Source organism: Paenibacillus sp. FSL E2-0151 (assembly GCF_037993015.1).
Classification (GTDB): Bacteria; Bacillota; Bacilli; order Paenibacillales; family Paenibacillaceae; genus Paenibacillus; species Paenibacillus amylolyticus.
The window spans coordinates 5,204,138-5,217,139 of record NZ_CP150308.1; the positions used below are offsets into that span (position 1 = coordinate 5,204,138).

9 protein-coding genes are annotated in these 13,002 nt (G+C 47.9%); 1 reads left to right on the forward strand and 8 read right to left on the reverse strand.

Annotated features, from left to right (window positions below):
- Positions 1-32: 32 nt before the first annotated feature.
- The 4 genes from MHI55_RS23275 to MHI55_RS23290 all read right to left on the reverse strand — a co-directional run bounded on the left by MHI55_RS23275 (position 33) and on the right by MHI55_RS23290 (position 2,865).
- Positions 33-179, reverse strand: coding sequence for a hypothetical protein (locus MHI55_RS23275; RefSeq protein WP_165790037.1), 147 nt, complete (start codon positions 177-179; stop codon positions 33-35).
- Between the two features lie 43 nt (positions 180-222).
- Entirely contained in the window at positions 223-1,209 is a 987-nt protein-coding gene (locus MHI55_RS23280) for an alpha/beta hydrolase (RefSeq protein WP_340387136.1), read from the reverse strand.
- 233 nt (positions 1,210-1,442) lie between these two features.
- Positions 1,443-2,198, reverse strand: a complete 756-nt coding sequence (locus MHI55_RS23285) for an exodeoxyribonuclease III (protein WP_076252820.1) — start codon at positions 2,196-2,198, stop codon at positions 1,443-1,445.
- 109 nt (positions 2,199-2,307) lie between these two features.
- Positions 2,308-2,865: a GNAT family protein gene (locus MHI55_RS23290; protein WP_340387138.1), complete on the reverse strand. Its 558-nt coding sequence runs from the start codon at positions 2,863-2,865 to the stop codon at positions 2,308-2,310.
- Positions 2,866-2,993: 128 nt separating this feature from the next.
- On the opposite strand from MHI55_RS23290, the gene solA reads away from it, so the two are divergent.
- Complete coding sequence (gene solA, locus MHI55_RS23295) at positions 2,994-4,130, forward strand: N-methyl-L-tryptophan oxidase (RefSeq protein ID WP_340390634.1); 1,137 nt, start codon at positions 2,994-2,996, stop codon at positions 4,128-4,130.
- 130 nt (positions 4,131-4,260) lie between these two features.
- Here solA and MHI55_RS23300 read toward each other — a convergent pair whose 3' ends face one another.
- The 4 genes from MHI55_RS23300 to MHI55_RS23315 all read right to left on the reverse strand — a co-directional run bounded on the left by MHI55_RS23300 (position 4,261) and on the right by MHI55_RS23315 (position 12,974).
- Positions 4,261-6,105 (reverse strand): RICIN domain-containing protein, encoded by a 1,845-nt coding sequence (locus MHI55_RS23300; RefSeq protein ID WP_340387140.1) that lies wholly within the window; start codon positions 6,103-6,105, stop codon positions 4,261-4,263.
- Between the two features lie 247 nt (positions 6,106-6,352).
- Positions 6,353-7,693: a glycoside hydrolase family 43 protein gene (locus tag MHI55_RS23305; RefSeq protein WP_340387143.1), complete on the reverse strand. Its 1,341-nt coding sequence runs from the start codon at positions 7,691-7,693 to the stop codon at positions 6,353-6,355.
- Positions 7,694-8,132: 439 nt separating this feature from the next.
- Positions 8,133-11,171, reverse strand: coding sequence for a beta-galactosidase (locus MHI55_RS23310; protein ID WP_340387145.1), 3,039 nt, complete (start codon positions 11,169-11,171; stop codon positions 8,133-8,135).
- 306 nt (positions 11,172-11,477) lie between these two features.
- Positions 11,478-12,974, reverse strand: a complete 1,497-nt coding sequence (locus tag MHI55_RS23315; protein WP_340387147.1) for a glycoside hydrolase — start codon at positions 12,972-12,974, stop codon at positions 11,478-11,480.
- Positions 12,975-13,002 lie beyond the last annotated feature (28 nt).

Consider the following 13,002-nt stretch of genomic DNA (forward strand, 5'->3'; position numbering starts at 1 on the left):
CTGTTACCACTCCTTCTTCTTCGTTTCATGTGCTAATCACGTTCAAACGGCTGGATCACAGGCACCGCATGAACGTTATTCTTAACCCATATCACAGATACAGATAATACACTTAGAGACAATAGACAACTGACTACAAGAATGGACAGGAAGCGGGTGATTACTTTAAACTTTTTCATCCATCCCTCCTCCTCCTGTTCATCATGTGTTTGTGGAATCATGTTACTCATAGGTCACTGGCGGTGTCACTAATTTCATGATCTCGGCGGCGACAATATCCGGTTGACTGTTGTGGATACTGTGTGTCGCTTGTGGAACCGTCAGCTGTGTTCCGTGTCTTGACCATGAAGCAAAATCCGCTTGGTCGGCCTGCCATGCATGACTGTCCTCATCCAACTCCTCCGAACCGGCTGTGAGGATCGTCAGGGGAAAGCCAAACTTCGTTTTGTTCTCAAGCACACACGCTGCATTTGTTCTGGAATTCCGAACCTCTTCCATGACATTGTCATTGTACGCATGTCTCAGCGTGGATATCGTGACGGCTTTTTTCATCGGTTCCGTTACCAGATTTGGGTCAATGACCAGAGATGCCATCATGCGATCCGATTGCAGCAATGTTCGTGCGATGCCTGTTTTCACCAGAAAACGGGACCAATCCATCATCCATTCTGGTGTATTCAAGTCCGTACGACTGTAATACTCCGGGCTTCCGCCATCGATCATGACCATGCCAGCCACCTCATCAGGATACCTTTGCGCAAACCGCAGTGTCTCCAGCGCACCCAGGGAGTGACCGACCATGATGTAAGGGGGACGTTGACCGGATGTGCGCAGCAATTGGTGGATCTCTTCCGAGATGGTATCAACATCACGAGGGTCATCCGTATAATCGCTGTATCCATACCCGAACCGATCATATACCGCAATTTTCACCTGTGATTTCAATTTGTCATATAGCGGACTGAAATCCACATACGGATTGGGTGTACCCCAGCCTGAGGCAAACACCACGGTTACCTCTCCTTTGCCGGCGGTGTAGAGGTGCATATTGCGACCACTCACTTCATAATACTTGCCTGGCGGGGGATAGGACTTCATATCCTGCGTGGATTGATACGCTTCATACGCTGTACCTGCCAGCAGCAAAAGTCCTGTGGCAAGCATGATGCCTCCCAGCACTTTTAACCCTCTCCGTAACCCCTTCTTCATCTTCTCTACCCCTTACCCCAAAGGTTCATCTATATATGTATGCTTCAATCGTACCCAAGAAATAGCGGGATTGAAACAATCCCGAGTCCAGTTCTTTCCCCAACCAAAGTCCAGTGTCCCTCCCCTACCTGTAACGCAAAAAAAACTGCAAATCTCCCATTCAGGAAACTTGCAGTTGATCTATACTTGTATTCTAAAACTCTTACCTTAATCTATCTCACGATGATCCTTACCTATAGTTGCAACGTAAGACCCACCGGGCAATGATCACTGCCCATCACGTGGCAGTCGATATGCGCATCTGCCACCTTAGGTGCCAATTGATTGGATACGAGAAAATAATCAATGCGCCAGCCCACGTTCCGTTCTCTAACCTTCGGCATATAAGACCACCAGCTGTATACATCCGTACGATCAGGGTACAGATGGCGGAAGCTGTCCACATACCCGGAAGCAAGCAAATCGGTCATCTTGCCGCGCTCTTCAAGGGTAAATCCGGAATTGCCCAGATTGGGCTTCGGATTCTTCAGGTCAATCTCCTGATGAGCCACATTCAGGTCTCCACAGACGATAACCGGTTTAGTCTGCTCCAGTTGCAGAATGTAGCCCCGGAATCGATCCTCCCATTCCAGACGGTAAGGCAGCCGGGTCAGATCCCGTTTCGCATTAGGGGTATAGACGTTCACCAGATAAAACTCATCATACTCCAGTGTAATCATCCGTCCTTCCGGCTCGCTGTCCTCCTCCATCCCGTAACGAACGGATAAAGGCTTGATTCGGCTAAATACAGCCGTGCCGGAATATCCTTTTTTGATCGCATAATTCCAATATTGATAAACATCTTCCCCCAGGTCCATCTCAATCTGTCCGGCTTGTAATTTGGTCTCCTGAAGGCAGAAAATATCCGCCTGAGTCTCTTGATAATAATCCATGAATCCTTTGGTAACACATGCCCTTAAGCCATTCACATTCCAGGACACCAGCTTCATATCCTCATCTCCTCACATCTCTCCAATATAGCATGGGCTCATTCAGAGGGACAAGCCTTACGGCTCTGGAATGAGATGGAGTCATTGGAATCCTTGTGGGCTAGCTTGCCTATATTTCGCTTCGTAACTTAGAGAACACCGCAAGGTCAATATATCTGCCTTTCTCAAACTCATGCTGCCGCAGTACACCTTCCTGTTGGAAATCAAGTTTATGTAACAGGTGAATTGACGCCTCGTTCTCCGGTTCAACCTTTGCTTCGATCTTGTTGAGCTGCATGCTTGTGAATCCAAAATGTAACACAGCACGGGCCACTTCCGTCATAACACCGCGGCCCCAGAAAGAGGAACGCAAATCGTATCCAATCTCTGCACGGTTATGTACATCTTCATAGTTCAGGAACCCACAGGTTCCGATCACTTTACGAGTTTCACGGTCTTCAATCATCCAGCGTAATCCCGTGTTTCCCTTGAAAATCTTCGTATACCAATTCATCTCACCCTGTGCATCCTCTACGGATTCAAAGGGAGTGAATGGCATATATTGAACCACAGCTTCATCGGAATATAACGCGAGCAGATCATGGCTGTCTCCAGCCTCAGCTGACCGGAGGATGAATCGTTCTGTCTGAATTAATGGAAATAGATCAAACCTAAATTGCTCACTCATGCGAGGTCTCCTTTGCAACATTCATTGTAGAAGTCCATTTTACTACACTTGCCTTCATCAAGCTTTTACTATTAATATGTTCTATTAAGGCATTACTGTAGAAAAGGATACATAGGAGAGGACGTGCTATTATCACACAATCATATGACGTTATTATCGTTGGAGCCGGCTCCATGGGTATGAGTGCAGGTTATTATCTATCGCGCAGTGGATGCAAAACTTTATTACTTGATGCCTTTGATCCTCCGCATACGGAAGGAAGTCATCACGGGGATAGCAGACTGATGCGCCATGTGTACAGTGGTGGGCCTGACTATATCGCCATGGCATTACTTGCACAGAAGTTATGGCACGAGCTGGAGGAAACGACCGGAGACCAACTGTTTGTTCCTTCCGGTGTAATAAATGTGGTTGATCCGGAGATTCATTCCTTCCACAACCGATTGAGCCATGCAGATGATGCAGGTATTCGGTATGAAACGTTGCACGCAGCCGAGGTGATGAAACGCTGGCCAGGTATTACAATTCCTGAACATTACGAGGGCATGTATGAACCGGATGCGGGTTATTTGTATAGTGAACCTTGTATTCGTGCCTTTCGCAAAGCAGCCGAGGCTCATGGTGCCACCTTGTTAACACACACTCGGGTGGAGCATATCGAATACGGACCACATTCCGTGGCAGTTCAGACTTCAGGTGGCGAGACATACCATGCAAATCAAATCATCCTGAGCGCTGGCGCTTGGTTTCAGACATTAAAACCTTTCGTGGATCTCCCCATTCAGGCAGTGCGTAAAACGGTTGGATGGTTTGATGCACCAGAAGCTTTGTACGGCGAGGAACACTTCCCCGGTTTTACACTGGCAGGAAAAGAAGGTACATATTATGGATTTCCAAGCATTGGCGGATCAGGTCTGAAGATGGGTCGTCATGATACGGGTCAGGTGTGGACACCAGGAAGTACAATGGCTCCATTTGGTACGGAAGAAACGGACGAGGGGGATCTGCGCAAGCTGCTCGAACTTCATATGCCTCAGGCAGCTAGAGCATTGAAACGTGGTAGTGTATGCAAGTATGAATTCACTTCGGATGAAGATTTTATTATCGACCGACACCCTGCCCATGAACGTGTGTGGCTCGCAGGCGGTTTCTCCGGTCATGGCTTCAAGTTTGCAAGTGCCATTGGGCAGATTCTATCCGAATTGGTGCAAACGGGGCACACGGATCAGGATATTAGCAGGTTCACCCTATCCCGTTTTTGTTAAGTACCAGCTGGGTGTATAAATATATGTATGTCTAAAATAGCTACTTTCCTTGAGGGTGCAGTGTTGCTTAGAGCACTGCACCTCCAAGAAAAAAGAACACGTAATAACGTTTAATTCATGTGTACTCACACTAATTAACTTTGACGAGGCTCCATTGCTGATTGGCTCCGCCATTGTCGGCCCACTGAATCGTGGAGGCACCTGCGGTCAGAGAACCTTGATTGATGTCAACCGTCAGGCCACTGTTTCGATTCGCAAGTACCACATATCCTCCCACATCAATTGGCAGCCATTGCTGATTGTTGCCCCCGTTATCCTGCCACTGAATCAGAGCGGCTCCGCCTTGTGTAGAACCAGAATTCACATCCAGCAAAAGCCCACTGCCCACATTGCGGATGTTGTAATATCCGTTACCTGCGGACTCTAGCTTCCACTGCTGGTTGGCTGCTCCATTATCATTCCACTGAATGATTGTTGCCCCACCCGTAGAAGAAGCACCGTTAACATCGAGTGCAAGTCCACTGTTGCGGTTGATTAATTTGTAGATGGCCCCGGCTTCATATCCTGTACCGCCATTGTAAGTTGCACCGGAAATGACGTAGGTTGTGACCGAATTGGCCTTGGCCGTAGCCGTAAAGGTTTTGTTTTGCACCGAAATATTGGTCAGTTGCTGCAACTTCTCCGTTGAAGAGGTCCGATATACTTGAGCAGACGTGCCTGTGTTCGTAAAACGACTGAGATCATAGGTTACCGTTGTATCCGTCGATTCCGAATTGGTTGTTACCAGCACAACTTTGCCGGAGGCTGCATCATAGGCTGCAAGGGTATTGGCATCATTCATGCCGATAATCTTGTATCCAGGACGAATAAATTTGCTGTAATTGCCCATGACATAGTATTTTTGGTTCACGGTGTAACTGGTCGTTTGTGTATTGTTCAACACGTTTTTGAAAAATCCCCATCCTTCTGCACTATCCACGGCTTGCCAATACACCCATCCACTTGCGCCCATATTGCGAATATCCTTGAGGATGGTCCGTGACATCGTAAGTCCGCTTGCATCTCCGTCTCCATATTCCGAGGTCCACAGATGTTTGCCCGCAGACGTCGCTGTGTTGCGCAAAGCAGTACGATTGCTTCCGCCATACGTATGGGTGTTGATCTGAGTGATCGCTGATTTAACCGCATTGCTGTAGCTGTTGAACGACACATCGGTATCATCGATACTGTATTCTTCTGGTGCGCTCAGCTTTGTGGACAGGCCCTTTGCATTCAATGAAGCTTGTACCTGACTCAGAATCGTGTTCTGATCCGCCCGGTCAAAGTGCATGCCCTCCTGGTCATTACCCTGCTTCCACCACGTCGAGATCGGTTCATTCAGCGGAGTTACGCTATCAAATGTGATCCCCCAGTTATCCCGAAAATGCTTCACAACCTCGGTTAAGTAATCGGCAAAATCATCGTAGTAATCGGGCTTGAGGTTGTTACCTCCATTGGCCGAACCGGACACATTGCCACTGATCGTCATCCAGTACGGTGCGGAATTCGCAAAAGCTTCGATGACATTCACGCCTTGAGCTTTGGCAGCTTGCAGCATATATCGTTGGTTTGCATCTGCATTCCAGTCATACACGCCCGGAGAAGGCTGGTAACCAGGAACGGCTTTGCGATATTCAAGGATATTGGATGATGGATTATCCCCGCCTCCAATGTTGTACCGCAGGATGTTCAGCCCAAGTCCGGTATTTGCATTGAACATTTTCTCCACATACTCATCCCGATTGGAATATTCTCCAACCACTTTGCCCCACCACGCGAGGGATGTCCCCCATCCTTCCATCGTCTGATATTGCTTCGATGGATCGGCAACAGCCGTGTAGGCTCCCGCAGCAGATACCTCTGTTCCGAGACCCAAACTGCCTGTTAGCAGACTTCCTGCCAGCAGCAGCGAGCTCATTCGTTTTAACCACTTCATCCGCTTCACTCCTTATCATTTTACACTTGCACTCCGATGTCAGAACAACTTTCTGATCGCTGTTATCCCCAGATTTTTTAATTATTCCTTAAACGGGGAAATCCCGGGATAGTATATGCTTCCGATGCAGCTTTCTTTCAGAAAGCTTTTAGGCGCACGCTTCGCTTCTTCAAGTTATTTCTGACCTCTCCGTTATCGTGTAAATGTATAGTTAAACTTATTTGTATTTTTAAAAAATAAACACCTATTATTGTGCAACCTCTCGGAAGGTCGCGTCTGACTTATCGAGTGCAGTAACGACAGCTTCCAGTTTCAGCACATTATTGTAATGTCTCAGGTACAGGTGCGGGTTACTAAACGAGGTATACGATGTCCAACTGGCGTTAGCAAGTCCATTTACACGTTTGAACGTGGCGTCATTTCGGAATGCAGCGCTGCCGTCATTTTTCATGAGTGTGATGCTGCCATTATTATTGCGCAGGAAATAACCCGGATAATTCATGGACTCAAACGAAATGCCTGTTGCATTCGACAGCCCGGGAACGATACGGAATTGTGCATCCTCCGCCGGACTGACATTGGCATCAATCCGTGCCTGATAGTTGTAGTGACGAATGAAGTTGCCAGGCACATTGAATGACTCCAACTTGCGGATATCCCCCGGTTGTCCGGACTCTTTCAATACGGTCATATGCCGGACGAGTCCGGTAAGACCTGCAATCTCTTGTTTGGCACCCCAAGTCTGGAAGTTGTCAGCAGAGTCGCTGTAATAATATTTTTGTGTTGCATAGCCGTCAAAGTAGATTCGCCATGAACCATTATCCAGCTGGACAAGCGCCGGACCTTCCACCCAAGAACCCCAACCTGCCCAATCCCCTGTACCTTTAAAGGTATAAGGACCCGTTAGCGAGGTTGCTGTCGCATATTCAATGTATTTGGTGGTCTCGTTCTTGGTAAAAGCATGATAGGTTGAGCCTGTCTTCACGATAAAAGTGTCGATATAATTGGGAGCAATGCCTGCCAGTTCAGTAGGTGCAGACCATGAGGTAGATGTTAGATTACTACCTGAAGCTGTGAGTACATAAGGTTTGAAATTCTGATAGTTGCCTGGTGAGAGGGACACGATAATATTCAGACTGCCGTTGCTGTCTTTGAACCATTCTGGTGCCCAGGTGTGTGCGATTGTGGTAGGTGTGGATAATGTAATGTTACGGACAAATGTCCAGTTTACCTTATCCGGGCTGGAGGCGATGCCAATGGTGTTACCTGACCAGTTCGTGGTGTAAACAACGTAATATAGACCATCTGTGTGCTTCATGATGCTGGGATCACGGATCAGATTGGCCGGAGGTGTATAGGCTGGCCCTTTTAGCAAACCATAGTGGGTTGCATTATACGATTCGTAGATATACATATTGGACTCACTTGTGTTCGTAAAAGCGGATATCGTATATACACTTGTCGCTGCTCTGGCTGTATTGGGGAATAACATCGTTAATAGAAGTAATGTTCCAAGCAGCAGAATCATTCCGGCCTTGAAACCTTTGGACTTTCCTGCTCCTATTCCCTCTTCCTTCTTCGTCAACATTGGGTCATCTCCTTATTCATGAGTGATGAACAGAGGAATACCTTACTGTATTACCAATGACAAAGCGTACCTGGGACTGCCACTGATGAGCAATACCTCACAACTACCTGTTCAAATTCCAATTACATGAAGCATCACTCCCTTCACAGATCATGGATGAACACTCTTTATATATGTAAACGGTTACAATTAATTAAACTACAAGTGTTACCTTAGTTCGTTGTACCAACCTGATCACCACAGCTCCCCCATTCCCTTAGCTAATTCACTCACAAGACTGAATCCAATGATTCACAAGCTCGGGTTATTTGACTAAGAAAATGAGGTAGTGTGACTGTTGTAAAAGGTGAAATGCTGCGTCTAACTCGAACTATCTCGATTCAGTTCTTGTTCTCAACCATAGTTGGATCGGTAAGACAGCTATCGATCCATACATGAACTATTCCACTACAACCCAAGGATAACGGGATAACGCATCCAACAGAAATCGTACACGTTCTGGTGTTCTGCCTTCTTCATCGAACAAAAGTAATTCATTCTCTTCCTGTAGCCAAGCTACTGGAATTTTGTAATCCTCTTGCGGACCAATCTGCCAGTAACGGCCCAGATGATGTCCGTTCAGGTGAATGGTTCCTTTGCTCATCCCGGTCAGGCGAAGCATCAGGTTCACTTTATGATGCTCGGAAATAGTAGGTTTCGCGAAACGCCAGCGGTACCAGACCGGCTGACCATACGATCCTCTGACTAGAGTATGATTGGATACAGGGTGAAACTTCTCACTCAATGTAGCACGATTAACCGATTCATTCGTGGTGTCAAGCACCAGATTGGCAGTACAATTGCCACCTGCGGCGATACCAGGCTGTCCTGCACGCTGGATTGACCCCTGTGCTCCAGGATGGATCGATTCCGGTTCTACCTCGTAGCTCTCCCATTGTTGCGGAAGCAATGCATCCGTCCCTTCCATACGCCAATCCTTCAGTTCTCCCTGACTCGGATATGTAATCAGTTCCAGTCGATTCAGCGAAGAGCGGCTATACGGCATTTCCAGTGTATTTGTCTCTCCGGTCTTGATATACAAGGATATGTCTAACGTCTGGAAGGCAAACCAATCCTGATATCCTTCCATCGGAACTTCGATACCATTGATACAAAGACCTTTGCTCAAGGCACCCACAAGAATCGCCCGATCCATGCCATCCAGCGTAAAACTTCTGCTCAGCAGTGGAGATTCTTGGAGAGAGTTCACCTCATCGAGATGCACAAGTCCACTTTCCATACGCCAATCCCGACGAATATCCTGAACCTTTCCATCCAGATACACAGCACCAGCCAGACCTTTGCTCTCACCCAAATACGGAGAGAAGTTCAATCTGCCCATATGCTGTACCAGAATCTGAAGTGTATTCTTCCCTTTGGCGATCTGCAACTGCACACCTGCTGCCCCTACCTGACGAACCAGTGCCTGCTGTACTCCATTGACAATAATTCTGGCGGTATCCTGGATGTCCGGCAAAATGAGACTAGTGATTCCTTCGGTTGGACTCTCGAAATCACATTCGTACAATAAATAACCAAAATCTTGTCCATACCGGGAAAAGTCTTCCGGTTGTCCACTCGCCGAACGTTGCTTCGCAGTTAACGTAATACGTGACATCTCAGGAGAATCAGACAATGTCGGCGCACTCGGTAATGTCCACGGAAGCTGCTGCTGTTTGCCTGCAATAGACTCCTCGCTGGCATAGAAATCGTGACCTGTTAACGTTTGTTCTCCATCGGTCCAGTCACCAAGCAGCGTAATTGTGCGATCTGGGTCAGTAATCATGCCCTTGACCTGACCCGATGGTAATACGTCTACGTCATCGAAGCCGATCACATAACGTAGTCCCTTCTGGTCTGTTGCTTCCAATCGCCATGTTCGATTCATCGTTTCTTGATCCAGAATCATGAAACGGATCGGTGTGCCGTTTGCTTCCAGTTGGATTGTTCCCGGTTCTTGGAAATGAAACAGATCGAAGCGGTATACGTTCCTGGCTGAATCATGCTCGACCAGCACTTGCACCGTACTGCCCGTGACATTCAATGCCCCGGCTTCCAGTTCAACAACAGAACGCTGTCCGGCAGCCGCCACGATGAACAGAGTCAATTCTCCATTTATCATTTCATTGCCCGTAATCATCGTACCCGCAGTCAGGTATACGTGTTCAGCAACCTGTACTCGATCCAGCAACGGAACAATCTGTCCTGGATTCAGAGATACGGGAAGAGTACGGCCTTCTTCCAGTGTAATGTGCATCGTTTCGCGTTCATCCTTGTGACTCTCCAGGAACCAAATCTTCTGTTTGTTAGCTTGTCTGCCTCGTACAGTTATGCCTTCAGGACGACGTACAACGATCTGTTCTTCTGGAATTTCCTCTGTTTCCATCAGAAGGGCCCCGAAAGCATGGACGAAATAGGACAAATTCTTGGTTACTGCATATTTCGGTGTCACCCGTCCATATTCGTTCAGCGGTGCATCATAGTCATAGGACGTAATCATGAAGATGTCACTGCTACCCATCGTTCTGCCGCCATATCCACCAAAGTTCGTGCCACCATAGAACATGTAGTGACTGATTCCGGTATACCCGGCACGCAGAATCTCCATGATACGTCTCTCTAGTAAAGGGGCTGTCTTCTGAATGGCTGAAGGTCCTCCCCAATTCTCAAACCATCCGGTCCAGAATTCCGTGACCATCTTCGGGGTGTCCGGCTGTTTGGCTCGGAGTTTCTCATAATGCCCGTCAGCACCTGACCAGAAATTAGCCCCTTCAATTGTGCCTTCCGCCCCGCCAACGCAAGTGATCAGCGTAGCGTCAATGCCACGTTGCAACAATCCATCTCTCAGCGTATTCATATGGTCACTTGCAGCAGCGTCATCCATCAGATACCCGTATTCATTTTCCACCTGAACCAGAATGACCGTGTCCCCAGCGGACAGCTGGCGTTCCCGAATAATCGGCACAATCCGGTCAAAATACAAATTCACATAGTGCAGATACGTCTCATTATTTTCCCGGAATTTTACGCCGTCCTTCGTACCAAGCCAGTATGGAAAACCGCCAAAATCCCATTCTGCACAGATAAACGGACCCGGACGCGCGATGACCCACATGCCCAGTTCTGCGCACAAATCCAGAAATGCTCCGCAATCGTTGTCCCCTTCAAAGGACCACTGTCCTTCTTCCGGTTCATGCACATTCCACGCAAAGTAAGTGTCGATGCAGTTCATACCTGCCAGCTTCGCCTTCAGCAGAACCTCACGCCATTCCTCCTTTGGCATACGGAAATAATGGACCGTGGCACTGTTCAGAAATACACGCTCTCCGTTTAGGAAAAAGCTGCGTGCATCGTATGTTAATTCAGATTGAACACCGTTCTCAGCCCTTGCGATGTTCTTCTCCTGTTCCTGCAGCAAAAGGGATGCTTTCTCTGTCAAAGTTATCCCCTCCTTCTCTTTATTTAGGTTCATATGTCCTGTAACTAATTTAAGGTGAACCATATCCGTTAAACTAAAAGCCATTTACACGGGTACTACGATTACAGAACAACTTTCCGATCGCTGTTATCCCCAGATTTTTTTGATTCCCTTTTCTCAAAGGGAAAATCCGGGGATAAAGGCGCACGCTCCGCTTCTTCAAGTTATTTCTGTCCTCTTCGTTTCTGTGTAAATGATTAGTTCAATTTATATTGTCCATATTCACACCAGCACTCAGATGTCAGAACAACCTTCCGGGTGCTGCTATCAGTTCCCCTGCAACGTCACGCCTTCCAGTACAACCGTTGTGATGGAATTGTCGGCCGTAGGCACTTCAAGTCCGTTGGCATACACCGGAATGTCTTCAAGCTGTTCCATGTTCCGATCCGGTGAAGTTTGATACACCTGAGCGCTGGATGATTTTCCATACGCATACCCTTCCAGTTCAAACGACGTTGTTCCCGCTGACAATTCGTTACGAATCACCAGCACCAGTCTCTGACGTTCCGCGTCATAGGCAGCCAGTGTGCGTCCACCATCCGTTGGAATAATCGTCGCGCCGGGACGAATAAACTTTGTGAACTGGGCCATGCCGTAATACTGTTTGGTCATCTCGTACTGCTCTTCTCCGTTGAAATTGGCATGAATGAATCCCCAGTTATTATTGGCGCCTTCATCTTCAACGGCCTGCCAGTATACCCAGGCGGATGGCTGCATGATTTTCAGATCAAACATGATCCGCTCCGCCAATTCTTGCACCGAGGTCATATCCTCATGACTGTGCGGCTCGCTGCCGCCAGTTCCGTACTCGGACATCCACAGCTTCTTGCCATGGCGTTCTGCCAGCGTGCGCAGCTCTTCCATTTTGCTACCATTATAGGAGTGGGTATTGATCTGCTGGATTACGTCCAGCGTGTCCTGATCATAGAGGTTGAAATTAAACACCGTCTCATCAATGCTGTTATCGTCCGCGGCACTAATGACGGTTCCATCCAGTCCTTTGCTCTTCAACGATGCAGCAACTTTCTTGATAATCTCGGCCTGTTTCTCATTCGTAAAATGACTACCTTCCTGCATATTGCCCTTCTTCCACCAGTCGGAGGAAGGTTCATTGAGTGGATTCAGTGTGCGGAAGGTGATCCCCCACTCGTCCCGATAATGCTTCACAACTTCAGTCAGATAATCGGCAAACGCATCATACTGGTCGTCACGCAGATTATTGCTGCCATCCACAGCTCCGGTAACGGATCCACTGATCGTCATCCAGTAAGGTGGTGAATTGGAGAATGCTTCGGTAATGTTCACGCCACGCTCCATCGAGCCTTGTAATACAGCCCGCTGACCTGCATCAGCATCCCAGTCCCACTCTCCAGGTTCAGGCTGGAAGCCAGGTACATCCCCGCCGGGACGAAGAGCTTTCATCTCCGGATTTTCCTCGCCGCCAATATTGTAACGAACGATGTTCAGACCTAATCCTTTCTCCGGATCAAAGACCAAATCCATCACTTCACTCACCTTCGCCTGATCCTTCCATCCGCCAAGATCGTTGGCCCACCAGGCAAGTGACGTGCCCCAGCCTTCAAAATGATCATAGGATTGATCCAGCTTCAGACGTACCGGTTCCCCTTGGAACTCAATTGTTTTGGATGATTCATTGGCAAAATGATTGATAACAATTCCTCCTCCTGCCAGCAGGGCAATCAGAGCGACACCAATGAGGATATAACTCCGTTTGCCTCTGCTGCGTTGTTCTTTATGCGCCATGGGCTATACAATCCTTTCTCCATGTACG